A 24,367-nucleotide genomic window follows, 5' to 3' on the forward strand; every position below is an offset into this window, starting at 1 on the left:
CCAAGTCCAGCACAGGTCTCTGTGGGAGGGGGCTTGCCCCCGATTGCGGCGTGTCAGTCAGTCCATCTGATATTGACACACCGTTATCGGGGGCAAGCCCCCTCCCACATGGACCGTATCTACCTTGAGCAATCTGCGGCGTATTCCGGGAGGCCGAAATCAAATGCAATTAGAGAATAATCAATCAATACATAATCAATTATTTTAATAATTAACATATAACCAAAAAGACTTTCACAGCAGGTTTTTATGAGAATAACGTGAAGTCCTCACCGACCCCTTCTCCAGGCGGAGGTAACCGAACCCTTTCACGATCTGCCTGGAGCCAGCATCCCATGGTCTTTACCAACCCTTTCAAACACCTGCTCCTGAGCACCGCCCTGGCCCTTGGCCTCGCCACCACCGCCCAAGCCGCCGACCTGCAACCACTGCGGGTGGCCAATCAAAAATCGACGATCAAGGCCCTGCTCGAAGCCTCCGGCGAAACCAAAGACGTGCCCTACACCATCCAGTGGTCGGAGTTCCCGTCCGCCTCGCCCCTCGGCGAAGCCCTGAATGCCGGCGCGGTGGATATCGGGGCCTTGGGCGACGCGCCCTATGTGTTCGCGCTGGGTGCCGGGGCGTCGCTCAAAGTGGTCAGCATCATCCACGCCGAAGGGCGCAATACCACCGCACTGCTGGTGCCCAAGGACTCGCCGATCAAGACGGCAGCCGACCTCAAGGGCAAGAAAATCGTCACCGGCCGCGGCTCCATCGGGCATTACCTGGCGATCAAGGCATTGGCGACTGCCGGTCTGACCAGCCAGGATGTGCAGTTCATCTTCCTGCTGCCTGCCGAATCGCGTCTGGTGCTGGACAACGGCACCGCTGACGCCTGGGCGACCTGGGACCCTTACACCACGGTGGTCACCTCCCAAAGCCAGGCGCGAATCATCGCCAGCGGCAACACGCTGCTGAGCAACCACCTGTATCTCGCGGCGACCAGCCAGGCCATCGCCGACAAACGCACACAACTCGACGACTTTGTCGCCCGTGTCGACCGCGCCTACGCCTGGGCCAATACGCACCCCGACGAATACGCCGCCGCCCAGACCAGAATCACCGGCCTGCCACTGGCGGTGCATGTGGCCGTGGCCAAGGAAACCCGCCTGAGCCCGGTGTTGATCGATGACAGCGTGATCAGTGGCCTGCAAGCCACCGCCGACACCTATCAAAAAGAAGGCCTGCTGACCAAACACATCGACGTGTCCCAGGGCTTCGACAAGAGCTTTAACGCCAAGCGTGCACCCAACAACCAAGCCTCGCGCTGAAGGAGCAGAACATGAGCAAGCCACGTCATTTGAAATTGGGAGCAATGGTCCACGGTGTCGGTCACGGCTGGGGCGAATGGCGCCACCCGCAGGCCCTACCGAATGCCAGTACCGATTTCGGCTTCTACAAGCAGCAGACTGAACTGGCCGAAGCCGCCAGATTCGACTTCGTGTTCATCGCCGACAGCCTGCATATCCACGCCAAATCCAGCCCCCATTACCTCAACCGTTTCGAGCCGCTGACGATCCTTTCAGCCCTCGCGGCCCTGACCACCCATATCGGCCTGGTCGCCACGGTGACCGTCAGTTACACCGAGCCCTACCAAGTGGCGCGTCAGTTTGCGTCCCTGGACCATATCAGCGGCGGTCGCGCCGGCTGGAACGTGGTCACTTCGTGGCTGAGCGGCACCGCCGACAACTTCGGCAAGGCCGAGCATCCGCCGCATGCCGTGCGCTACCGCATCGCCAAGGAACACCTGAACGTGGTCAAGGGCCTGTGGGACTCCTGGGAGGACGATGCCTTTGCTTACAACAAGCAAAGCGGCGAGTTTTTCAGCCCGGACAAGCTGCATGCGCTGAACCACAAGGGCGAGTTTTTCTCGGTCAAGGGGCCGCTCAACATTGCGCGTTCACGCCAGGGCCAGCCGGCGATTTTCCAGGCCGGCACCTCGGAAGACGGGCGTAACTTCGCCGCCGAACATGCCGATGCGATCTTTGTGCATGTGGAAAGCATCGAAGAAGGCCTGGCCTACTCCCAGGACCTCAAACGTCGGGCCAAAGGCTTTGGCCGCGATGCCGACAGCCTGTCGATCCTGCCGGGCATCCGCCCGATTGTCGGGCGCGATGCCGCCGAAGTGGAAAGCCGCTACCAGCAAGCCGTGGACTTGGTCACCGTGGAAGACGCCATCGTCGCCCTCGGTCGCCCGTTCAACGACCACGATTTCAGTCAATACCCGCTGGACGAGCTCTTCCCGGAACTCGGCGACCTGGGCTCCAACAGCCAGAAAGGCGGCTCCGACCGCATCAAGCAACTGGCCCGCGACGAGGGCTTGACCCTGCGCGAAGTGGCCCTGCGCTTCTCGCGGCCCAAGCGGGATTTTGTCGGCACCCCGGAGCAGGTCGCCGATGCGATCCAGACCTGGTTCGAGACCGGCGCCAGCGATGGCTTCATCGTCAACTCGGTGCTGCCGGATGGCTTGCAGTTCTTCACCGAGCTGGTGGTACCGGTGCTGCAACAGCGCGGGCTGTTCCGCACCGAGTACAGCGGCCACACCCTGCGCGATAACCTGGGCCTGGGCGTGCCGGCCAACCGTTACAGCGTCGAGGTGGAAGAACCGCAAGAGGCGCTGGCATGAGCGAATCCCTCAACGGTCGCCTACGCTCCGTGGAAGTCGCCAACTTCGAAGCCCTGCTCGAACGCCTCACCACCGAGCTGGCCAGTACTGCGCCGCAGTACGACGACAGCGGCGCCTTCCCCCACGCCAACTTCCAACGATTGCAGGAACACGGCCTGGTCGCCCTCACCGTGCCCAAGGCCCTGGGCGGCGGCGGTGCCAGCCTGGCCCAGGCGCGCAAGGCGATCAGTGCGATTGCCAAGGGCGAGCCGTCCACTGCGCTGATCCTGGTGATGCAATACCTGCAACACACACGCCTGCAAGACAGCAAAACCTGGCCCCCGCATCTGCGTGTGAAAGTCGCCGAAGACGCGGTGCGCAACGGCGCGCTGATCAACGCCCTGCGCGTCGAGCCCGACCTCGGTACCCCGGCCCGTGGCGGCCTGCCGGCGACCACCGCCGTGCGCACCGCCGAAGGCTGGCGCATCAGCGGGCGCAAGCTCTACTCCACCGGCAGCCACGGCCTGAGCTGGTTCAGCGTGTGGGCGCGCAGTGATGACGCCGACCCGCTGGTGGGCGCGTGGCTGGTGCCCAAGGACAGCCCCGGCGTGACCATTATCGACACCTGGGATCACCTGGGCATGCGTGCCACCTGCAGTCACGAAGTGGTACTCGACAACGTGCTGGTGCCGCTGGACCACGCCGTCAGTGTCAGCCCCTGGAGCGCACCGCAGCCGGAGCTGGACGCCGACGGATTCCTGTGGATGGCGGTGTTGCTGTCGTCGGTGTACGACGCCGTGGCCCAGGCCGCGCGGGACTGGCTGGTGAATTGGCTGCAAGCGCGCCAGCCCTCCAACCTCGGCGCCGCGTTGTCGACCTTGCCGCGCTTCCAGGAAACCGTCGGGCATATCGACACCCTGCTGTTTGCCAACCGCAGCCTGCTCGACGCCGCCGCCGACGGCCACACCCCGGCGGCCAATGCCGCACAGTTGAAGTACCTGGTCACCAACAACGCCATCCGTGCGGTAGAGCTGGCCATCGAAGCCTCGGGCAACCCCGGCCTGTCACGCCACAGCCCCCTGCAACGGCACTACCGCGACGTGCTGTGCAGCCGCGTCCACACCCCGCAGAACGACGCCGTGCTGCAAGGTGTCGGCAAGGCCGTGTTCGCCCAACGCCAGAAGGAACGCACATGACTCAGGTGATTATCGCCAGCCAACTGGGCGAAGATTTCAATCAAGTGATCCGCGAACGCCTGGCGCCGCTGCACCCCGACGCCCAGGTGATCGACGTCCCCATCGGCGTCCCCAGCGACCTGCCGCCCCACGCGAACATCCTGCTGCTGCGCCCGATCAATGTGCGCGGCTACACCTCCCCGGACACCCCGCCCCCAGGCTGGCCGTACGCCGCGAAATGGGTGCACCTGGTGTCGTCGGGGATCGATTTCTACCCGCAGTGGCTGTTCAATGGCCCGCCGGTGACGACCTCCCGTGGCAGCGCCGCCGACAACCTCGCCGAGTTCGCCCTGGCGGCGATCTTTGCCGCGTCCAAGCACTTGCCGGACATCTGGGTGAAAGACTCACAGTGGAATTTCACCGCGCTGCGTCCACTCAAGGGCACCACTTTGGGCATCCTCGGCTTTGGTGCGATTGGTGAAAGCCTGGCGCAGAAGGCCCACGCATTGGGGATCAACGTGGTGGCGCTGCGCCAGAGCCCGACGCCGTTCGGGGTCGACGGGGTTGAAGCGGCAAGGGACATCCACGACCTGTTCGCCCGCGCCGACCACCTGGTGCTGGCGGCGCCGCTGACCGATGCGACGCGCAACATCGTCGACCGCGACGTGTTGGGCAGCGCCAAGCCGGGGCTGCATTTAATCAACATTGCGCGGGGTGGCCTGCTTGATCAGGAGGCGCTGCTGGAAGCACTGGACAACGGGCAGATCGGCCTGGCATCGCTGGACGTGACCGAGCCGGAACCGTTGCCGGATGGGCACCCGTTGTACAGCCATCCAAGGGTGAGGTTGTCGCCGCATACGTCGGCGATCTCGACCAACAGCCGCAATGAAATTGCCGATACGTTTTTGGCGAATCTGGAGCGCTACATTTCGGGTACCGAACTGGCAAATCTCGTTAACGCCTGACGCAGTTTAAAAATGTGGGAGGGGGCTTGTTGTGGTGAGCGGGCTTGCCCCGCGCAGGGCTGCGAAGCAGCCCCAATCCAGGCTCCGCGTTTTTTCAGTCATAACCCATTGGCCGGTTTTGGGGCCGCTTCGCAGCCCTGCGCGGGCAAGCCCGCTCACCACAAAAGCCCCATCACCCTAACAACCTGCTCACCACAAAAGCCCGATCACCACAACCGCAGCATTGCCACCCCGGTGTTATTTGATGCGGTAGTGGAACGTGTTGCGCACCGCCGGCACCGCAACAGCCTTGCCATCAACGATCCTGGGCTGATAGCGGAAGGTGTTCGCCGCCGTCAATGACGGCCGCATGAACAACGGATGGCAGCCGTCCAGCACCCTGGGATTTTCCACGCGGCCCTGGGTGTTGACGCTGTACTCCAGGGTGCAATCGCCTTCGATGTTCTTGTCCAGGGCGCGCTCGGGGTAGTCCGGTGCTTCCTTGCTCAGGGGCTGGTATTGGCGGCTGTCAAAAGCCGGTGCCGCTGCTGGGGTGGGTGTTGCGACGCGGGCTTTTTCGGCGGCCTGGCGCTCTTGGGCCACGCGTTGCTGTTCCAGCTCGCGGTTGCGTTGCTCGCTCGCCAGGCGTTCCTGTTGTTGCTCGACCTTCTTTTCTTCGACACGTTTACGCGCCAAGGCGGCTTTCTCCAGCTTTTGTGCCTGGATTTGTGGGTCCACCGCAGGCTTGACCGGCGCCGGGACCACTACCGGCTCTGGCGGCGCGGGTGCAACGGCCACCGGTTCTGGCACCGGCGCAGGCGCAGGCGGCAGCATGACCAACTGGGTGTGCATCACCCGAGGCGCCTCCACCAGCGGCTTTTGCGTCGACCAACCCACCATCAACGCCGCCAGCACGCCCGCGTGCAGCGCCACCGCCAGGCTGGCGGCGAGGCTGTTGCGCCACACGCCGGACGTATCCCTGGGTTCCATCGCAAGCTGTGGACTGTGCATGATCATCGCCGTCATTGCGGGGCCTCGGTCACCAGCCCCAGGTTGCTCACACCGCCTTTTTGCAACACCGCCATGGCAGCGACCACACTGCCGTAGCCGGCATTGTCGTCGGCGCGGATATACACCTGGGTGTCACTGCGCGCCGCTACCACCTGCATGACCTTGGCGCCCATTTCGTCCAGGCTTACGGCGCTGTCGGTCTGGTGGCGGGTGTCGAGCTCGCCGCCAAGGTTCCAGTAGTAGCCGCCGTCGGCTTTTACCGACAGCGTCAGGATCTGCTGGCGGGTATCGGTGGCCAGCGCCTCGGCGGCGACCTTGGGCAGGTCGATCTTCACGCCCTGGGTCAGCATCGGCGCGGTCACCATGAAGATCACCAGCAGCACCAGCATCACATCGATGTACGGCACCACGTTCATTTCGGCCTTGGGCCCGTGTTTGCGTTGCGGCCTGACTAACATCGGAATGCTCCTGTTCAGGCCGCCACGGCCAGGTTGATCGGCGCGCCGCGCAGGGTACGGTGCAGGCGCACTTGCAGTTCGTTGCCGAAGGCGTAGTAGCGAGTGAGCAAGGTCTGGCCGCGTGCGGCGAAGCGGTTGTAGGCGATCACCGCCGGGATGGCTGCAAACAGGCCGATGGCCGTGGCGATCAGCGCTTCGGCAATACCCGGCGCCACCGTCGACAGCGTGGCCTGTTGCACCTGGGACAAGCCGATAAAGGAATTCATGATCCCCCACACGGTGCCAAACAAACCGATATACGGGCTGACCGAACCCACGGTCGCGAGAAACTGCAGGCCCTTTTCCAACTCGATTTCCTGCTCGGTGATCGCCACCTGCAAGGCACGCTCAACCCCTTCGAGCACCGCCGGGTCATGGCTGTGCAAGTGCTGGTATTCCTGGACGCCGGCGATAAAGATCGGCGCAATCCCGCCCTCGCCTGCCTGCACGGTTTCGCGGTACAGCGGTTGTAAGTCGGGGGCCGCGCGAAAGCGCTGCACAAAGCCGTTCAACTGGCGCTCCAGGCGGCGCAGGACGCTGCCGCGCTGGATGATCAGGTACCAACTGAGCAGCGACGCCAGCAGTAAAGTGATCATGACCGCCTTGACCAACAGGCTGGCGTCACTGATAAGGCCCCAGATCGTCATATGTTCCATCGTCGCGTGCATGGTGATGTCCTATTCGATTAAAAAGTGATGACCGGGTGATGACGGTTCACGGCAACTTCAGCGCGCGGGTCACGTCGGCCCACGGTACGAATTTGAAGTTCTGGGTTTGCTCCGGCATGCGCTTGCGCCCGTCCTGCACCACCAGCATGCCTTGGCTCCACGGCCCGCCAAGGTTGATCGCGGTGACTTCAAGGCCATCGGTTTCCGAGGCGCCGTCAATACCGGCGGCGGCATTCAGACCGACACGAAACCCGCCGTGAATGGCGAATGGCGGCTCGGCATCCACCACCAGGTAGCTGTCGTTGCCTTGGCTGGAGATCACCAGGTAGTCGCGTTTATTGCTCTGGTACAGCGCCAGGCCTTCGACATCCGCATGCAGTTGCGGGCCGACCTTGATCACGCTGGTGAGCATGGCCGGTTGATCAGCGCGGGCGTCCACCGCCCAGACGCCCACGTCCTCCTCACCAATAAACAGGCGCTGGCGCTGATCGTCGGCCACACAGCCTTCGGGTTGGCTGTCGACCTTGAACTGGCGCACCAACTCACCCTGCACGCGGCCGTCCGGGGCGCTGAGAAGGTATTGCAGAAAGGTGCCGTCCTTGCCGTTGGCGATGGCATAGATCTCGCCGCTGGCGGGCTGGTACAGGCAGATGCCGTAGATGTCCTTGAGCGGCGTGGGCACTTCACCGGCCTCGCGCAACTCGCCGCTCTGGCGGTCGATGCTGAACAGGCTGAGGCTGTTGTGATCACGATTGCTGGCGACGGCGAGGTCGACGGTCTGCGCGCCCAGCTTGAAGTTGGGGCGCACATCGACGTTGTTCAGGCGCCCGACTGCCAGTTCCTGCAACAGCTTGCCGTCGAGGTCGTAAGCCAGCAGGCCCTGTTTTTTGTTGGTGCCGAGCACGCGGCTTTTCGACGGTTGCTCAGGGTGAATCCAGATCGCCGGGTCATCCGCCGCATCGCCCTGGCGGCCGACCGGGTCGGTTTGACGCACGGCGGCGACTTGCGGCAGCGCCGGCTCGGCTGCTACCGGTTTGGCCTGCCAGTTGAGTTTGCCCTGGTAGAGCTTGCCGCTGTCGTCGTCGCGTACCAGCAGTTGCTGGCCGTTGACGCTCAATTGTTCCGGTTCTTTCAAACCTGGCAGGCGCAGGCTCGATTGCTCGACCCAACGTTCGCCGGTCTGTTGGAACAGATGCAGCTGTGCGGTTTTCGGGTCCAACGCAACCAGGCCGCCCGGTACCAGTGCGATGGCGCCGGCTTCACGCTTCGGATCGTCGAACACGGCCACCGGCGTGCGTTTCACGTCTGCTTCCGGGTGCGCGGGGTAGGCCCACCAGCCGACATTTTCTTCATTCACCACCAACTGATTGGAAGCGTCATCGACCTGGCAGAACTGCGCCGACGGCGGCAACGGGATCCCGCGCACGCGCTGGGGTTCGGTTAGCAGTGTCGAGCCATTGCCCACCAGCCATTGCTCGCCCTTGCCCTCTTCGCCGACCAGAAACACAAACAGGTTGGCCGCCGAATCGCGGTACAGGCACAGGCCGTTCACCGGGTAATCGCGGGGCGGCAGGTACAGCGGCTTGCCCCAGGTCTTGCTGGCGGGATCGAGGTTGATCAGCAGCGCTTGTTGCCGATCATTGTCGAGGCTGGCGACCAGGATTTGGGCACCGCCAGCGCGGGTATCGAGGCTGCTGAAGTGGCCCTTGAAGCGGGTCAGTTCAGTGCCTTTGGCGTCGAGCAGTTGCAGGCCGTCGCGGGTGCTGGCGGCCAGGCGTTCGGCGCCAGTGGGCAGGAAGGCCACGGCTTCGGCGTTCAAGGACGGCGCCCACGGGCTCAGGGCCAGATCGGTGGCGAATGCAGTGCCGCTGGTGATCAGGGCGATCAGCAAGTACAGCTTGGAAATTCTCATGAACAAGTAAATCCTTCGAAAACAGTGGAGATCCAATGTGGGAGGGGGCTTGCCCCCGATGAGGGTGTGTCAGTTGATCAATCTTTCACTGATCCACCGCTATCGGGGGCAAGCCCCCTCCCACATTTGGAAAGTGGTTGGATTCAAAAGTGGGTGAACGTCAGGCCCACTTTGTAGGTCGGGCCGTACTCTTCGTACTGGCCGTTGTAGCTGCGGTGGCCGGTGTAGACGAAGTACGACTCGTCCGTGAGGTTCTGGGCCTCGAAGCTGACTTGCAGGTTCTTGGTCAGCGAGTAACGCGCACTGAAATCGACGAAGGTCTGCGCATCCACATGCAGGTCATGGGCTTTGTCGTTGATCGAGGCCAACTCATAGAGGTAGGCCGACTTGTAGTTGGCCGACAGGCGCAGGCTGAGTTTGTCGTCTTCCCAGCCGAGCATCAGGTTGCCGACGGTGTCCGACTGATTGGGCAGGCTGATGTTGCGTTTGCGATTCGTGCCGCTGGCGGCGTCGAAGCCTTCGATATCCGCACTGGAACGGCTGAAGGTGCTGTTGGCACCGATCAGCAGACCGTTCCACGGCGCGGGCAGCCAGTCGAATTTCTGCGAATAGGCCAGTTCCAGGCCGTAGAGCTTGGCGCTGTCGCCGTTGGCGTAGGTGTGGGCCTCGGAGAAGTTGGCCCAGGCGCCGGTGCCGGCCACGTCGGTGTTGTAGACGAAGTTCTTGATGTCTTTGTAGAACACGAACGCCGACACGGTACCGGCGCGGCCCATGAAGTGCTCGATGCCCAGGTCCAGGTTGCTCGACTCCAGGGGCTTGAGGTCCGGGTTGCCGAAGGTGGCTTCGTCATCGTCGATCACAAAGCCCGGCGCCAGTTGGCCGAAGGTCGGGCGCACCACGGATTTGGTCCACGCCGCACGCACCTGGGTGTTCTTGTCGATCTGGTAGCGCGCATGCAGGCCCGGCAACCAGTGGTGGTACTGGCGCTTGGTCTCGGTGGCAGTGAACACGCCATCGGTGGCGCCCGTGCCCTTGGCTTCGAACTCGGTGCCCTCGTAGCGCAGCCCGGCGATAAAGCGCCAGTCGTCGATATCGATGGTGTTCATCAGGTAGCCGGCGTTGATGTCTTCACGAATGGTGAAGTCGTTGACCCTGGATTCGGTCTCGTCATAGAAGTCCGCCGCGTTGAGGCTGCCGATCAACTGCTTGATGCTGCTGGCGCTGATGCCGGGGCCGTAGTTACCGAGGCGATAGTCGACGCTGCCCTTCTGGAACTGGGTCAGGTTGAGCTGGTCGGCGGTGTAGCCGAGGGTGTCGAAGTCCTTGTAGACCCAGGCCTCCAGATCGTTGTCCTTGTTACGGCGGCTGACCTTGCCGCCGAATTTGACTTGGGAGGCGTAGCCGCTCAGGTCGTAGTCGCGGGCCAGGTCCAGGCGCAGGTTTTTCTCGGTGTCCTTGGTGTTCTGTTTTTCCCAGTCGACCTTGTCGAGAGTGAAGTTGCTGGGGTCATAGAAGCCCGCACCGATGATCGGGCGTGGCTTGTCCTTGTCGTAGAACCCGCTGTTGGCAAAGTCGCCGCCGTCGAACGTGGCCCCGGCGATATGCGCCGGGCTGTCTTCGCTGGACTGGCTGTAGCCGGCCTGGCCGCTGAGGGTCCATAGGCCAAGCATGCGCTCGCCACCAAACACGTAGGACTGGATTTCCTGGGTTTCCTCCCGGTTCTTGAGCTTGCGCTTGGCTTCGGCATCGCCCAGTTCACCGGCGGCCTGGGGGTCGGCAAATTCGAGGCTGGTGGAGTTGCGGGTCTCGGTGTCCTTGTAGCGGCTGTAGAGGGTGCGCAGGTAGTAGCTGCTCAGATCATCGGGCTTGTAGTCGAAGTTCAGGCCACCGCCGGCGCGTTCGCGGCTGATGTCGTAGTCGCGCTGTTCAAACTCGTTGAGTTTGGCGCCGTCGGTGAAGTCCCAGGCGCCGCCGGTTTCGACGTTGTCCGAGCCGAAGTCGCGCTTCTGCCAGCTCAGGGCCGCAGCGACGCCGAAGTTGTCGATGCCGTCGCCGAGGCTGAAGCGATTGCTCGCGGCACCGGAAAATTTGGGGCTGGTCTGGCTCGTATTCTTGTCGTAGCTGGCTTCGGTACTGCCGGTGTAGAACAGGCCTTTGTGGTCGAAGGCCGACAGGCTTTGCACATCGACGGTGCCGCCGAGGGAGTTGGCGTCCATGTCCGGGGTGAGGGTCTTGATCACCGACAGCGATTGCACCAGTTCCGACGGCAATACATCGAGGGCCACGGCGCGGCGTGCGCTTTCCGGGGCGGGCACCAGGGTGCCGTTAATGGTCACGCTGTTGAGGTCCGGGCCAAGGCCACGCACGCTGACAAAACGGCCTTCGCCCTGGTCGCGCTCGACGCTGATACCGGGCAAACGCTGTACCGCTTCGGCGACGTTTTCATCCGGCAACTGGGCCACGCCATCGGCATGCACCACGCTCTTGATGCTGTCAGAGCTGCGCTGCTCTTTGAGCGCCTGATCAATGGCGGCGGCCTGGCCGACCACTTCAACGTGCTCGGTGGTGGTGGCCTCGGCCGCATTCAACCGTTCGCTGGCAATCGCCAGGGCCAAGGCGGTGAGCGTGAAGCTGACGAGCCCGGTGCGCTTGTACATGAAATCCTCCCCAAGAATCCGTTGGCGCCAGGCAAGTGGCCCGGCAACTGGGAGGGCAAGCTAGGGGTGGGGGATGACGGTTCTGTGACAGGGGTTGGCGGCGGGGCCCGTAAACCGGGGGGTTTCACCGGGCTCTCGACTTGGAATGAGCTGAAATGACCTGTGGAGTTCAAATGTGGGAGGGGGCTTGCTGTGGTGAGCGGGCTTGCCCCGCGCTGGTCTGCGAAGCAGACCCAGAGGATCCTCAGTGAACCCGTCGGGGGGCAAGCCCCCTCACCACAGCAAGCCCCCTCCCACATTTTTCAATTTGCGGCGTAGGTGAGATGAGCTGATTCGACCCTCCTCCACCGTCATCCAACGGTCACATCCATCTGCTGTGCTGGCGCCCATCGCTTATTTCCCCAAGGACTCGCGGCCATGTTTTCCGTGCTCAAACCCCACCGCTGGAAACTCGCCTTGCTGCTGATCGCCGCCAACCTCGGGCTGATCCTGCACCTGGCCTGTGGCGAATTGAAAAGCGTCAGCGAGTGGGTTTGGCTGGACATCATCGGCGAAGGCGGTTCCGCCCTGCTCGCCCTGGTGTGGCTGGGCCTGGTGCTCAAAAGCCGGCCCGCCGGGCGCGTCACCAATTACCTGGCGTTGGGGCTGTCGTGCATCTTTTTCTCGTGGTGGATCGACAGCCTTGACGAGTTCATCCGCCTGCCCGACAGCATCACCTGGGACCACTGGCTCGAATCCGGGCCGATGCCGGTGGGCATGATCCTGCTGACCATCGGCATCTACCATTGGCACCGCGAACAACTGGCAATCAGCGCGCAGATGGAAAAACGCGAACGGCTGTTCCGCGAACATCGCCTGTTCGACAAGCTCACGCCCCTGGCCGGTGCCGATTACCTCAAGCGCCAACTCGCCGACAGCCTGCAGGACAGCCGCGAACAGCAGCAACCGCTGTCGTTGCTGGCGTTGGACCTGGATCACTTCGCCGCCATCAACCAGGCCTATGGGCATGCCGAGGGCGACGCAGTGCTCCAGGCCCTCAGCCATCTGTTGTTGCTCAACCTGCGTCGTCAGGATTTGCTGTGTCGACTGGCCGGCGACCGCTTTGTGGTGCTGCTGCCCAATACCGGCGAACGCCAGGCCAAGGAACTTGCCCTGGAGTTGCAGCACGCCGTGCGTGGCCTCGCCCACAAGACCCGGCAACAGGGCGAACGCCTGCAATTGTGCGCGACGACGGCGGTGGTGATGGCCCTCGACGAGCCGCCCCAAGACCTGCTCAAGCGCCTGAACCTGGCGCTGGCCAGGGCCAAGCAGCCTCTCGCGAAAAGCGCCTGAGATGGCGGTAAAAACCAACTGGTATGAGGCCGACAGCCGCTTCATCCCAGGACACAACCAACCCGCCACGCTGATCGACCTGGCCCTGTCCCGTGACATCGACAGCCACCGATTGCTGCGCGGCACCGGGCTGTTCCACGAGGATATCCTCGCCGGCACGGCGCGCTTGAGCCCGCAACAATTCCTGGCGCTGATCGGTAACAGTCGCAAGCTACTGGATGCCGATGACAGCAGCTTTCTGTTCGGCCAACGCTTGCTGCCCGGCTATTACGGTGCGGCCAGCCATGCCTTGGGCCATGCCCAGAATCTGCATCAGGCGCTGGAGATCCTGATCCAGCAACAGGTGCTGCTCAGCCCCTTGGTCACCCTGCAACTGGAGCTGGATGAGCACCACGCCTACCTGTATTGGCTGGACAGTTGCGGGGCCGGCGAGCAGTGGCGGTTTTTGCTGGAGGCGAGCATGACGTCGCTGGTTGCCATGAGCCAATGGCTCAGCGGCGAGCGCTTGCCGTGGGTGTGCAGTTTCAGCCATGCCGAACCGCGGTATGTCGAACAGTATTGGGTGCACCTGGGCGAAGACACGCGCTTCGAGCGCCCACTGGACATGATGTGCATCCCCCGCGAGCACCTCACACGCGCCTGGCAGGGGGCTTCGGCCACCGCCGGCCAGGTTGCGCGCCGACAGGCCCGGGAACAGATCGAACAACTGGGATTTGCCGGCAGTTTTCTCGATTGCCTCTACGACTACCTGCGCGAGCAGGTGCGTCAGCCGCCGAGCCTGGAACAGGCGGCCCAGGCCTTTGCCATGAGCCCGGCGACCCTCAAGCGCAAGCTGCACAAACACGACACTGGCTTTCAGCAGCAAGTGGACCGGGTGCGCAAGCAGGTGGCGCTGCACCTGTACCAGGTCAAGGGCTACAGCAATGATGAAGTGGCGGCGTACCTGAACTTCAATGATGCGGCGAACTTTCGGCGCTCATTCAAGCGCTGGACCGGCAGTACGCCGAGCCTGATCCGCCAATTGTTCAACAGCCGCTAGCCAGGCGCTCGCGCAGGAACTCCACCAGCGCCTGCACCGGCCGTGAGCTTTGTCGATGCTGGGGATACACCGCCGACAGGGTCAGGGCTTCGGGGGCAAAGTCGTCGAGAATCGTGACCAGGCTACCGTCCTTCAAGGCGCCGCCGACGATAAAAGTCGGCAAGTAGGTGACGCCCAGGCCGGCAATGGCCGTGTCGCGTAACAGTTCACCGTTGTTGACCCGCATGCGGCCGCTGACGTTCAGCGCCTGCACTTTGCCCTTGAAACGCCATTGCACCTGGCGGCCGTGGCCGTAAGGCAGGCAGTCGTGTTGAGCCAGGTCGTCGGGTTGCACGGGAGTGCCGCGCAGGGCCAGGTAGTCGGGGCTGGCGCAATACACCCGCTGGATGCTGGCGATACGGCGGGCAATCAGGGTGGAATCTTCCAGGGTGCCGATCCGCAGCACCAGGTCGTAGCCTTCACCGATCAGGTCCACGGGACGGTCGCTGAGGTCGACTTCCACCGACACTTGGGGATGGCGCTGCAAGAACAACGGCAACAGGCAACCCAGGTGAGCCATGGCAAATGACAACGGCGCGCTGAGGCGAATGGTGCCCCGCGGCTCGCTGTTCTGGCCGGCGATGCCCTGCTCCACTTGCTCGACTTCACCGAGCAGGCGCAAAGCGGATTCGTAGTAGCTCTGGCCGAGCGGCGTGACATCCAGCCGGCGCGTGGAGCGGTTGAGCAGACGCACGCCGAGGCGATCTTCCAGCTGGATCAGACGGCGGCTGACGAACTGCTTGGACAGGCCCAGCTGTTCGGCGGCGGCGGTGAAGCTGCCGGATTCCATGACCTGACAGAACAGGCGCATGTCTTCGAAGGGGTTCATTGTCGCTTCTCGGTAGACGATGGGCTGATTTATAACTGGATGGTCGCAACACCACAAATCAAATGTGGGAGGGGGCTTGCCCCCGATAGCAGTGGATCAGTCAAAAATATTCAGACTGACACACCGCAATCGGGGGCAAGCCCCCTCCCACAAGGGATTACCTACAGGCTTGAGAGCAGGTTACTTGGTAGTGAATGCCGAGTAGCTGTTCATCAGGTTGCGATAGTTGGGGATACGCGGCGACAGCAGGTTGGCCAGGCCTTCCATGTCGTTGCGCCAGTCCACTTGCAGCTCGCAAGCCACGGAGAACCAGTTCACCAGCTGCGCACCGGCGGCAGTCATGCGTGCCCAAGCGGCCTGTTGCACGGTTTCGTTGAAGGTGCCGGAAGCATCGGTGACCACGAATACCTCGAAGCCTTCATCAAGGGCGCACAAGGTCGGGAACGCTACGCACACGTCCGTCACCACACCGGCAATGATGATCTGCTTGCGGCCGGTGGCCTTGACGGCTTTGACGAAGTCTTCGTTGTCCCAGGCGTTGATCTGGCCTGGACGCGGGATGTACGGCGCGTCCGGGAACAGTTCTTTCAACTCAGGTACCAGCGGACCGTTGGGGCCGCTTTCAAAGCTGGTGGTGAGGATGGTCGGCAGGTTGAAGAACTTGGCCACGTCGGCCAGGGCCAGCACGTTGTTCTTGAATTCGTTGGGGGAGAAATCCTGGACCAGGGAGATCAGGCCCGTCTGGTGATCGACCAACAGGACAACGGCATCATCTTTGTTCAAGCGTTTGTAAGTCATGGGTTAACTCCTTCGGGGGTTTTAAAAGGCAAAACACGAGCAGCCAAACGCACCCCAGAAACCCTGGAAGTCGCTGACCGGCACACTGGAAAGACGGGCTTTTTCATGGCTGTGGGAATGCACGCCGCAAGGGCCGCTGCATTGGTGAACCTGGGCCTGGAGCGGTGAAGTCGGACGCCAGTGACCCGGCACCTTGACCACCGGCGACCAGTCCGGCAGCACCGGCACACGCGGCGGGGCGAAATCTTCGAAGTCGCCGGCGCCGTACACCACCTTGCCGCCGACGACGGTGAGCACCGACTCGATCCACTTGATGGCTTCTTCATCGACACTGAAAAAATCCGCCGACAGCGCGGCGACGTCCGCCAATTGGCCGACCTTGATCTGGCCTTTCTTGCCCTGCTCGGACGAGAACCAGGCGCTGCCGTGGGTGAACAGTTCCAGGGCAGTGAGACGCGGCAGGCCTTCGGCGTGCAGCTCCAGACCACCGACGGTGCGGCCGCTGACCATCCAGTACAGCGAAGTCCACGGGTTATAGCTGGACACCCGCGTGGCGTCAGTGCCCGCGCCTACCGGCACGCCTTCGGCAAGCATGCGCTTGATCGGTGGCGTGGCTTCGGCGGCCTTGGCGCCGTAGCGCTCGACAAAATACTCACCCTGGAACGCCATGCGGTCCTGGATCGCAATGCCGCCGCCCAGGGCGCGCACACGCTCGATGTTTTTCGGGGTGATGGTTTCGGCGTGGTCGAAGAACCACGGCAGGCCATTGAATGGGATGTCGCGGTTGACCTTTTCGAACACGTCGAGCATGCGCGAGATGGACTCGTCGTAGGTGGCATGCAGGCGGAACGGCCAGCGCTGCTCCACCAAGTGGCGCACCACCGGCTCAAGCTCCTGCTCCATGGTCAGCGGCAGGTCCGGACGCGGCTCCAGGAAGTCTTCGAAATCCGCCGCCGAGAACACCAGCATCTCGCCCGCGCCGTTGTGGCGCAGGTAGTCGTCGCCCTGGTGCAGGGTGACGCTGCCGGTCCAATGCTTGAAGTCGCTGAGTTCTTCCTTGGGCTTTTGGGTGAACAGGTTGTAGGCGATGCGCACCGTCAGCTGTTCATCCTTGGCCAGTTGCTCGATCACCGCGTAGTCATCGGGATAGTTCTGGAAGCCACCGCCGGCGTCGATCGCGCTGGTGAGACCGAGGCGATTGAGTTCACGCATGAACTGGCGCGTGGAGTTGACCTGGTATTCCAACGGCAGTTTCGGGCCTTTGGCCAAGGTCGAATACAGAATCATCGCGTTGGGCCGCGCCACCAGCATGCCGGTGGGGTTGCCGTGGCTATCGCGTACGATCTCGCCGCCCGGCGGGTTCGGCGTGTCCTTGGTGTAGCCGGCCACGCGCAGGGCGGCGCGGTTAAGCAAGGCGCGGTCGTACAGGTGCAGTACAAACACCGGGGTGTCCGGCGCAGCCTGGTTGAGCTCTTCCAGGGTTGGCATGCGTTTTTCGGCGAACTGGAATTCGTTCCAGCCACCCACCACGCGCACCCATTGCGGCGTCGGCGTGCGGTCGGCCTGGTCCTTGAGCATGCGCAGGGCATCGGCCAGCGACGGCACGCCTTCCCAGCGCAGTTCGAGGTTGTAGTTCAGCCCGCCACGGATCAGGTGCAGGTGCGAGTCGTTAAGGCCGGGAATCACGGTGCGGCCCTTGAGGTCAATGACCTGGGTACCGCTGCCACGCAGGGCCATGGCTTCACCGTCGGTGCCAACGGCGACGAACCGGCCCTGATGGATGGCGACGGCGGTTGCGCGTGGGTTTTCCCGGTCCACGGTGTGGAACTGGCCATTGAACAGAATCAGATCGGCGTTCATAGGGTTTCCTTTACAGAGGCTTCAAGCCAGGGGGCGAACAGGCGGGTGGCCGCCGGCATCAGCAGGTACACCACCAGCAGCACGATGGTCAGCGTGACCAGGAACGTGGCGACCACATAGTTGGAGAGGAACGGGTGCAGGCGCAGGATCGGACCCCACACGATGGGTACCAGCAGGGTCAGCGGAAGAATCACAAACAGGGTGACCACTGCCTGTTTCCAGCGCGGCGGCTTGGCGGCGCTGTCGGCCAGGGGCGCGAACCAGAATTCGTTGACCGCACCGATCTCGGTCTTGTCGCCGTCGGCCAGCATCGGCGCGGCTTCGGCGATCAGGGCCTTGCGCTCGGAGGAGTCGAGCCAGGTTTCCAGGTCATCGGTGGAGCGGTAGCGCAAAACGCAGGTGAACAGCGCCAGGTTGTTCTGTTTGCTGCGTACGACGTCGACACCCAAGTGCCCCGGGCGCTCGCCAGCGATGCGCACGATGCGGCGCAGCCAGGCTTCGTAATCGGCTTCCTGGCCTTGCTTGATCAGGTGTTTGACGACCAGGGTGACGACTTCGTCGGGCCCCGTCTGTGGTGCTGGGTCCATGGTGTGCCCCTCTGCCTTGAAATGTCAGCGATGAGGGGAGTGTGCCGGGGACAGGGGACGGAAAATTGGATGTACGTGCTGTTTAGGTCACCAGCGTTCTTTCAACATGCGCAACTCCAGGTGCTGCAACAGCATGATGGTCTTGCCGTCGGCTATCTCGCCGTTCTGCACCATTGCCAGGGCCTGTTCGAAGCCCAGCTCCAGTACCTCGATGTCCTCGCCCTCCTCTTCCAGGCCACCGCCGCCACTCACGCGATCTCCTGGCTGGTATTCACCGATGAAAAAGTGAATCCGCTCGGTGACCGAGCCAGGGCTCATGAACGCCGCATAGACCTTCTCCACCTGCCCGACGCGGTAGCCGGTCTCTTCCTCGGCTTCCAGGCGAATGCGCTCTTCGGGGCTGGCATTGTCCAGCAGCCCCGCCGCCGCTTCGATCAGGTAACCGTGGTAGTCATTGACGAAGGTGGGCATGCGGAATTGGCGAATCAGCAACACGCTACGTTGCACGCGGTTGTACAGCAGGATGGTCGCGCCATTGCCACGGTCGTAGACCTCGCGGGTCTGGGCTTGCCAACTGCCGTCGCGGCGGCGCAGGTCGAAGCTGTATTTTTTCAGCAGGTACCAGTTGTCCGAGAGAGTCTCTTCGGCGGTGATGCGCACGGGGCTGTTGTCCATGGTCGGTCCTTGGCTCAAAGAAGGAAGCCATTGTCAGCGCTGCAACACTTTGCAAGCAATCGTTATGCGCGGCCGTCGAATTAATGCCTGCTTGTGCAGGCCATCTGTTAAAAACGCTGCTTCACCTTTGCCCTGGAACCTTCATGCCCTCTCGTTTTATGTCGCGCCTGAGCCTGCGCTGGTTGCCCATGCTGTGCATGGCGCTGTTGATCATTGGCCTGCCGGTGGGCTGCAGCGTGCTGCAACACAAGGAGCGCGAGCTGGTGTTTCGCATCGAGCCGGGCACCGCCAGTTGGTACAGCGGCTTGCCCAAGGCGGTGCAGGAATTCGAACTCAAGCCTGCCAGCTTCAAGTCCGGGCAAAACATTCATGGCTGGTGGTACCCGGCGGACAAGCAGGACGCGCCCGCGATCCTCTACCTGCACGGCGTGCGCTGGAACCTCACCGGGCAGTTGTTTCGCATCGAGCAATTACATGCACTCGGTTACTCAGTGCTGGCCATCGACTATCGCGGCTTTGGCCAAAGCCACGGCGAGCTGCCGTCGGAAACCACGGTGTACGAAGATGCACGCATCGCCTGGGAGCGCTTCCAGCTGCTGCAACCTGACCCGAGCAAGCGTCTGATCTACGGGCATTCCCTCGGGGGCGCGGTCGCCATCGACCTGGCCGCCGAGCTGGGCAAGCAAACGCCGCTGCCGGTGCGCGGCCTGGTGATCGAGTCCACCTTCACCTCCCTCGCGGACGTCGCCACGGCGGTGGCCAACACGGCATTGCCGGTGCGCTGGTTGCTGTCGCAGAAATTTGATTCCATCGACAAGATCGCCGACATCCATATGCCATTGCTGGTGGTGCATGGCCTGGACGACCGCTACGTGCCGCCGCGCTTCAGCCAGCAACTGTTTGAAGCCGCCCAGGAGCCCAAGCGTTTGTTGTTGGTACCGGGCGCCAGCCATAACAACAGCATGAGCCTGGCCGGTCGCAGCTATCGCCAGGCACTCGACAACCTGATGCAGGCCAGGATGCCACCCCAGGTTGTCACACACTCCACAGGGCGCGACGGCGACTCATAAAAGCGCTTTTCGGCACTGGGTTGGCGCTTGGCTGTCAAGCGCCAACCCTGCCCATACTGGGCCTCGCTGAAAGTTGATCAAATATTGACCGTGGGCCAAATCGCCATACCCGCTGGGGTCTTGCAAAGTTATCCACAGAGATACCCACGGTTTTCGTGGACAACTCTTTTCGTATTTTTACGATTTATTTGCTCAGGCAATGAGTTCTGGAAAGGTCCCCGGTAGCAAAATCCCACGCTTCACATCGCGTATATCGTTATAGCCACACAGCGCCATCGACACGTCCAATTCACGGGCGATGATGTCAAGTGCCTTGGTATTGCGTTTGTAGGGGCGGGCGATTAATCTCGCAAAAACCCGCAGAAAAGCGCACAAACATGCACGACGCCCATCACCCTATCGACTTGCCTTCCCTGCGCAAGCAGAAAATCCTGTTGCTGCTGGAACGTGACGGCAAAGTCACCGCCTCGGAACTGGTGGAGCACTTTGCCGTGTCCCAGGACACCATCCGCCGCGACCTCGGCGAACTGGCCGCCGCCGGCCTGCTGCAGCGCGTGCACGGCGGCGCCCTGCCCCGGCCCAAAGACACAGGCAAAGATTTTTTCACGCGGGTCGGCGAGACCAATGATGCCAAGCGCCAACTCGCGCAATGGGCGGCTGGCCGAGTGGAAGACGGCCAGATTGTGCTGTTCGACTCCGGCTCGACCACGCTACAGATCGCCCAGTCATTGCCGCGGGCGATCCACCTGACGGTGGTCACGGCGTCGCCGATGATCGCCATCGCCTTGGCCGATCATCCCCATGTAAAAGTGATTCTGGCCGGCGGCCAACTCAACCCGGCCACGCTGTCCACCGGTGGGCACGAGGCCGTGCGCTTGATCCAGAGCATCAAGGCCGACCTGTTGTTCACCGGCGTATGCGCGTTGCATCCACAGGTGGGCATCAGTTCGGTGCATTTTGATGAAGTGGTGGTCAAGCAAGCCTTGCTCGACAGCGCTTCCCAGGTTGTCGCCGTGACCATGGCGGACAAACTCGGTGCGGTGGAGCCGTTCGTAGTGGCGCCCTGCAGTCGGATTCACACGTTGATTACCGAATGGCACGTGCCAAATATGGAGGCGTATGAGCAGTTAGGGCTGGAGGTGTTGCGGGTTGAGGTCGAGTAGGTACAGGGCGTCAGCGACGGCATGGCCGCTGGCGGTATTGTCGAAAATGCACCAGGTTGGAATGCCGTCCGCGACCGACCGGTCAAGGTGTCGCGCGAACTCGCGTAAACGCTCCGGGCCATAGGCACTGTGATAAATGCGCGGTGACCCATGCAATCGCCAATAGCGCACGCCTTGCCAGCCCGCGCAGGTGGGCGTGGCGTCGATCACAGGTGGGTCGACGGCCACTCGCCCGATGTGCAAATCCTGCAACATCGCCTCGGCCGCCAGCCAACTGGCGTGGCGCGGTTCAAGCACCACATTGCCGGTAAAACATCGGCGAACAGCCATGAAAAATGCGCTGGCACTGGAGGGCTCATAGCTCAATGAGGGAGGCAGTTGCACCAGCAGGCAGCCGAGGCGCTCCCCCAATGGCGCGCATTGTTCGAGAAATTCCTCCAGCGCCGTTTCACACTGGCGCAGGCGCAACTCGTGGGTAATGCGCTTGGGCATCTTCAGCGAAAAACGAAACCCAGGCGGCACGGACTCGCCCCAACGTGCATAGGTTTTCGGCAGGTGCGGGCGATAGAACGAGCTGTTGATCTCCACCGCGTTAAAGCGTGAGGCGTAACGCTGCAGATGCGTGCCCTCATCACTGAACGCCGGCCAGTGCTCACGCGGCAAGCTCCAACCGGCACAACCGACGTACAACGATGCCGTCAAAACAGCACCGCCGCCGCGTCGCGCATGAAAATCTCGATAGTCTTGGGGCCTACGCCATCGAACTCGGCCAAGCGTTTTTCAAACGCCTGACGGTCGGCGCTGGCGCGGCGGATGTGGGTGATCTTGCCGGCATACTCGGCGTTCAGTTTCGCGCTGAGGTCCAGCAGGCGCTGCGCAGTGGATTCGTCGTAGCGAACGTAATGGGCACGCCCCAGCATTGCCACCAACTCCCGCGACGTACAGTGCTGCAACTTGCGCGCGGTGTCGCGCCCCTGCTCTTCCACAATCTCCCTGTAGGCCTGTGCCGCGATGGGAGCCTGGATGCGCTTGCCCATCAGGAAGCTGGCGATAAACCACTTGAACAAGCCGCTGTCGTCGTCAGGCTTGAGTTCGATCCCCAATTCAGAGGCGGTAATGGCGCGCGCCATGATTATTGACCCGGTTTGCGCTCAGCCTTGACGGCTGGGTCTGCGCATGTGCGGACATCTTGCGAACTGAGACGGTCGAGAGTTTTACGAGCGGCCACGGTATCTCTCCAGGTAATGGTGGGAGTACGAAAAGTCGCCTCCTTTGTGAAGCAGAGCCCTGGGTGTTTTGATAGTTCAAGGAAATTGCCGCGCAGAAATCGACGCAAAAAAATTTAAACCTTTCGCCCAGGCGCGCCCTCAACAGTCAGGTATCTGCAACGTTGAAAGGGCCAGGAATCCACCGGCCACAACCCTTCTACCCAGGAGACAATCGACCATGAGCGCGCAACTCAACGGCAAGAAAATCCTCATCATCACCTCCAACACCGGCATCGAGCGCGACGAGTTGCTCAAGCCGCTGGATGCGCTGCGCGGTTTTGGCGCGACGGTGACCCATGCATCCAGCAAAGGTGGCACCACCCAGACGTTTGTCGGCGATACCGAAAAGGACAGGACCGTGGAATCCGACGTGCAACTGTCGGATGTCCAGAGCAGTGATTTTGATGCGCTGGTGATCCCTGGCGGCACCGTCAACGCCGACACCCTGCGCCAGGACGCAGCGGCGCTGCGCTTGATCAAGAGCTTCGCCGACGCCGGCAAGACCATAGCGGCCATCTGTCACGGGCCCTGGACGCTGATCGACGCGGGCGTGATCAAAGGCAAGACTCTGACCTCCTATAAAAGCGTACGCATCGACCTGGAAAACGCCGGCGCCGCCGGTTGGGTCGACGCCGAGGTCAAGCAATGCAACGCCAATGGCTGGACCTTGATCACCTCCCGGACCCCGGACGATCTGCCGGCGTTCAATGAAGCAATTGCCACCGCGCTGGCCGGCTGATAATCGCCGTCTGAACGTAAACAGGCGCCCCGCGGGGCGCCTGTTTGCTGATCGCTTAAAGCATCAGCTCTTGCGGTGTTCCGGCATCTCGCGCTTGGGTCCGAACATCGCCCACGCAATCAGGCCCAACAACGGCACAAAGATCAGAATGACCAGCCACAACCCCTTGGTCTCCCAGCCACTGGTGCTGCGTAATACGACATTGATCGCCCACAGTTCCAAGAGCAGCAGAATCACCGCCAAACCGATCCAGACATAATGCATTTCCATGATTCACCTCCTGAGGTCTATGGGTTAGGTCAAGCATTCGCGCCAAGGGTTCCATCGGAATTACACCAGCGCGCTCTCGCCCAGTAATTGCGGCACATGCCGAGTCGTCAGCATCTGTCCGTCGCGCGCGATGGAGGCGGGTTTAATGCAATCCGGTTAGCGGCCGACCATGCAAGCTGCACGACAGAGGCTTTTCAAAGTCGATCTCAACCTATTGATTCAAATGACTTTTGACCTGTCGTCGAGGATGGTCTGAGTTATGCAATTTCCTACCAGACGAAGCGCGCACTTCGACGCGCCCGAACCCTGTCTGTGAGGTTTCATCATGAATGCCATCGACCTGCTTAAAGCCGACCATGAACGTGTCAAAGCGCTGTTGACCCAACTGAGTGAGTCCACCGAGCGCGGGGTTAAAAAACGTACCGAGCTGTTGGCTAAACTCGAAATGGAAATCAGCCTGCACACCCGGCTTGAGGAAGAGATTCTGTACCCGGCCTTCCGTAAAGCCGGCGGCAAGGAGCAGGACATCATGTACCACGAAGCCAAGGAAGAGCATCGCACCGTCGACTCCCTGGTGCTGCCTGACTTGAAGCAGACGGAGCCGTCCACCACCGAGTTTTCCGGTCGGGTGAAGGTGGTCAAGGAACTGCTGGAACATCACATCGAAGAAGAGGAAACCGAGATGTTTCCTCAGGCGAAAAAACTGCTGGGCAAGGCCCTGCTGGAAGAGCTGGGTGCACAAATGCAAGCCATGAAGGCCGCGCACAAGAAGGCGACGGCAGGCAAGCCAATGGCTGCGTAATGCACCGGTCGGCCCGTGGGCACGTCCACGGCTGTGTTCGATGAATCAAGAGGATTGAATCATGACGAATAGACAAGGGATCGTGCTTGCACTCTGCCTGGCAGCCCTGTCAGGCCAGCCCGTAACGGCCGCATTCGGCGACAACCCGACACCGGCCGCCACGGCTGCCGCAGACGACAGCGCTGCTGGGTCTGCACTGCCGCCCGGCACTTACCCGAGCAGCCCGGCTGACAGTGGTAAACAGAGCAAGGACACCGTCAAACAGCCGGACAAAACCACCAAGCCCGATCCGGACGCTAAAGACAAAGACCGGCAGCAACCACCACGCATAGGCAGCTGACGTGACCGGCAGCGACTGATTAGATGCCAGCGCGATGAGACCGCGCCT

At 62.1% G+C, this 24,367-nt stretch carries 24 protein-coding genes and 1 pseudogene; 11 read left to right on the plus strand and 14 right to left on the minus strand.

Annotated elements, in window-relative coordinates; genetic code table 11:
* Window positions 1-335 precede the first annotated feature (335 nt).
* The 4 genes from DNK50_RS18825 to DNK50_RS18840 are packed head-to-tail and all read left to right on the plus strand — an operon-like array spanning window position 336 to window position 4,784.
* A complete protein-coding gene (locus DNK50_RS18825; RefSeq protein WP_112195743.1) occupies window positions 336-1,310 on the plus strand; it encodes an ABC transporter substrate-binding protein in 975 nt (324 codons plus the stop codon).
* A gap of 11 nt (window positions 1,311-1,321) precedes the next feature.
* Window positions 1,322-2,665, plus strand: a complete 1,344-nt coding sequence (locus DNK50_RS18830) for an LLM class flavin-dependent oxidoreductase (RefSeq protein WP_112195745.1) — start codon at window positions 1,322-1,324, stop codon at window positions 2,663-2,665.
* The gene (locus tag DNK50_RS18835) at window positions 2,662-3,840 is read left to right on the plus strand and encodes an acyl-CoA dehydrogenase family protein (RefSeq protein WP_112195746.1); all 1,179 of its coding nucleotides are present in this window, start codon (window positions 2,662-2,664) and stop codon (window positions 3,838-3,840) included. The genes DNK50_RS18830 and DNK50_RS18835 overlap by 4 nt, the downstream gene beginning before the upstream one ends.
* Window positions 3,837-4,784, plus strand: coding sequence for a D-isomer specific 2-hydroxyacid dehydrogenase family protein (locus DNK50_RS18840; protein ID WP_112195748.1), 948 nt, complete (start codon window positions 3,837-3,839; stop codon window positions 4,782-4,784). Before DNK50_RS18835 ends, DNK50_RS18840 begins: the two co-directional genes overlap by 4 nt.
* A gap of 237 nt (window positions 4,785-5,021) precedes the next feature.
* Here the strand turns inward: DNK50_RS18840 and DNK50_RS18845 are convergent, their stop codons facing one another.
* The 5 genes from DNK50_RS18845 to DNK50_RS18865 form a co-directional block, all read right to left on the minus strand.
* Entirely contained in the window at window positions 5,022-5,789 is a 768-nt protein-coding gene (locus DNK50_RS18845) for an energy transducer TonB (protein ID WP_112195750.1), read from the minus strand.
* Complete coding sequence (gene tolR, locus DNK50_RS18850; protein ID WP_112195752.1) at window positions 5,786-6,232, minus strand: protein TolR; 447 nt, start codon at window positions 6,230-6,232, stop codon at window positions 5,786-5,788. Before tolR ends, DNK50_RS18845 begins: the two co-directional genes overlap by 4 nt.
* A 14-nt stretch (window positions 6,233-6,246) precedes the next feature.
* Window positions 6,247-6,939: a protein TolQ gene (gene tolQ / locus DNK50_RS18855; RefSeq protein WP_099586881.1), complete on the minus strand. Its 693-nt coding sequence runs from the start codon at window positions 6,937-6,939 to the stop codon at window positions 6,247-6,249.
* Between the two features lie 46 nt (window positions 6,940-6,985).
* Window positions 6,986-8,851 (minus strand): phytase, encoded by a 1,866-nt coding sequence (locus DNK50_RS18860; RefSeq protein ID WP_112195754.1) that lies wholly within the window; start codon window positions 8,849-8,851, stop codon window positions 6,986-6,988.
* A gap of 143 nt (window positions 8,852-8,994) precedes the next feature.
* Window positions 8,995-11,508 (minus strand): TonB-dependent receptor, encoded by a 2,514-nt coding sequence (locus DNK50_RS18865; RefSeq protein WP_112195756.1) that lies wholly within the window; start codon window positions 11,506-11,508, stop codon window positions 8,995-8,997.
* A 417-nt stretch (window positions 11,509-11,925) separates the two neighbouring features.
* On the opposite strand from DNK50_RS18865, the gene DNK50_RS18870 reads away from it, so the two are divergent.
* Both DNK50_RS18870 and DNK50_RS18875 read left to right on the plus strand, forming a co-directional pair.
* The gene (locus DNK50_RS18870; RefSeq protein WP_112195758.1) at window positions 11,926-12,840 is read left to right on the plus strand and encodes a GGDEF domain-containing protein; all 915 of its coding nucleotides are present in this window, start codon (window positions 11,926-11,928) and stop codon (window positions 12,838-12,840) included.
* 1 nt (window position 12,841) lies between these two features.
* Window positions 12,842-13,879: an AraC family transcriptional regulator gene (locus DNK50_RS18875; protein WP_112195760.1), complete on the plus strand. Its 1,038-nt coding sequence runs from the start codon at window positions 12,842-12,844 to the stop codon at window positions 13,877-13,879.
* On the opposite strand, the gene DNK50_RS18880 is transcribed toward DNK50_RS18875, so the two are convergent.
* The 5 genes from DNK50_RS18880 to DNK50_RS18900 form a co-directional block, all read right to left on the minus strand.
* Window positions 13,866-14,747 (minus strand): LysR family transcriptional regulator, encoded by an 882-nt coding sequence (locus tag DNK50_RS18880; protein ID WP_099586886.1) that lies wholly within the window; start codon window positions 14,745-14,747, stop codon window positions 13,866-13,868. The two genes, DNK50_RS18875 and DNK50_RS18880, sit on opposite strands and share 14 nt — an antisense overlap.
* 180 nt (window positions 14,748-14,927) lie before the next feature.
* Window positions 14,928-15,545 (minus strand): isochorismate family cysteine hydrolase YcaC, encoded by a 618-nt coding sequence (gene ycaC, locus DNK50_RS18885; protein WP_095015792.1) that lies wholly within the window; start codon window positions 15,543-15,545, stop codon window positions 14,928-14,930.
* 21 nt (window positions 15,546-15,566) lie between these two features.
* A complete protein-coding gene (locus DNK50_RS18890) occupies window positions 15,567-17,405 on the minus strand; it encodes an amidohydrolase (protein WP_099586887.1) in 1,839 nt (612 codons plus the stop codon).
* Window positions 17,402-17,992, minus strand: a complete 591-nt coding sequence (locus tag DNK50_RS18895) for an antibiotic biosynthesis monooxygenase (protein ID WP_099586888.1) — start codon at window positions 17,990-17,992, stop codon at window positions 17,402-17,404. The genes DNK50_RS18890 and DNK50_RS18895 overlap by 4 nt, the downstream gene beginning before the upstream one ends.
* Before the next feature lie 87 nt (window positions 17,993-18,079).
* Window positions 18,080-18,667 (minus strand): NUDIX domain-containing protein, encoded by a 588-nt coding sequence (locus tag DNK50_RS18900; protein ID WP_112195762.1) that lies wholly within the window; start codon window positions 18,665-18,667, stop codon window positions 18,080-18,082.
* A gap of 143 nt (window positions 18,668-18,810) precedes the next feature.
* On the opposite strand from DNK50_RS18900, the gene DNK50_RS18905 reads away from it, so the two are divergent.
* Window positions 18,811-19,737 carry an alpha/beta hydrolase gene (locus DNK50_RS18905; RefSeq protein WP_112195764.1) on the plus strand — a complete coding sequence of 309 codons (927 nt, stop codon included), beginning with the start codon at window positions 18,811-18,813 and terminating at the stop codon, window positions 19,735-19,737.
* Window positions 19,738-19,929: 192 nt separating this feature from the next.
* Here DNK50_RS18905 and DNK50_RS29230 read toward each other — a convergent pair.
* Window positions 19,930-20,055: pseudogene (locus DNK50_RS29230) on the minus strand (L-lactate dehydrogenase); the annotation flags it as partial.
* 59 nt (window positions 20,056-20,114) lie between these two features.
* Here DNK50_RS29230 and DNK50_RS18915 point away from each other — a divergent pair.
* On the plus strand, window positions 20,115-20,900 hold the full coding sequence (locus DNK50_RS18915; protein WP_099586891.1) for a DeoR/GlpR family DNA-binding transcription regulator: 786 nt from the start codon (window positions 20,115-20,117) through the stop codon (window positions 20,898-20,900).
* Here DNK50_RS18915 and DNK50_RS18920 read toward each other — a convergent pair.
* Entirely contained in the window at window positions 20,865-21,602 is a 738-nt protein-coding gene (locus DNK50_RS18920; RefSeq protein ID WP_112195765.1) for a DUF72 domain-containing protein, read from the minus strand. The two genes, DNK50_RS18915 and DNK50_RS18920, sit on opposite strands and share 36 nt — an antisense overlap.
* Window positions 21,599-22,030: a DNA methylase gene (locus tag DNK50_RS18925; RefSeq protein WP_099586892.1), complete on the minus strand. Its 432-nt coding sequence runs from the start codon at window positions 22,028-22,030 to the stop codon at window positions 21,599-21,601. Before DNK50_RS18925 ends, DNK50_RS18920 begins: the two co-directional genes overlap by 4 nt.
* A 316-nt stretch (window positions 22,031-22,346) precedes the next feature.
* Here DNK50_RS18925 and DNK50_RS18930 point away from each other — a divergent pair, with 316 nt between their 5' ends.
* The gene (locus DNK50_RS18930; protein ID WP_099586893.1) at window positions 22,347-22,907 is read left to right on the plus strand and encodes a type 1 glutamine amidotransferase domain-containing protein; all 561 of its coding nucleotides are present in this window, start codon (window positions 22,347-22,349) and stop codon (window positions 22,905-22,907) included.
* A 63-nt stretch (window positions 22,908-22,970) separates the two neighbouring features.
* Here DNK50_RS18930 and DNK50_RS18935 read toward each other — a convergent pair whose 3' ends face one another.
* Window positions 22,971-23,177 carry a PLD nuclease N-terminal domain-containing protein gene (locus tag DNK50_RS18935; RefSeq protein WP_099586894.1) on the minus strand — a complete coding sequence of 69 codons (207 nt, stop codon included), beginning with the start codon at window positions 23,175-23,177 and terminating at the stop codon, window positions 22,971-22,973.
* A 325-nt stretch (window positions 23,178-23,502) separates the two neighbouring features.
* On the opposite strand from DNK50_RS18935, the gene DNK50_RS18940 reads away from it, so the two are divergent.
* Together DNK50_RS18940 and DNK50_RS18945 are read left to right on the plus strand one after the other, a co-directional pair.
* Window positions 23,503-23,979 carry a hemerythrin domain-containing protein gene (locus DNK50_RS18940; protein ID WP_112195767.1) on the plus strand — a complete coding sequence of 159 codons (477 nt, stop codon included), beginning with the start codon at window positions 23,503-23,505 and terminating at the stop codon, window positions 23,977-23,979.
* 61 nt (window positions 23,980-24,040) lie between these two features.
* On the plus strand, window positions 24,041-24,319 hold the full coding sequence (locus DNK50_RS18945) for a hypothetical protein (RefSeq protein ID WP_112195769.1): 279 nt from the start codon (window positions 24,041-24,043) through the stop codon (window positions 24,317-24,319).
* The last annotated feature ends 48 nt before the right edge of the window (window positions 24,320-24,367 follow it).

It is taken from the genome of Pseudomonas sp. LG1E9, from assembly GCF_003290225.1.
Taxonomy (GTDB): Bacteria; Pseudomonadota; Gammaproteobacteria; order Pseudomonadales; family Pseudomonadaceae; genus Aquipseudomonas; species Aquipseudomonas cyclaminis.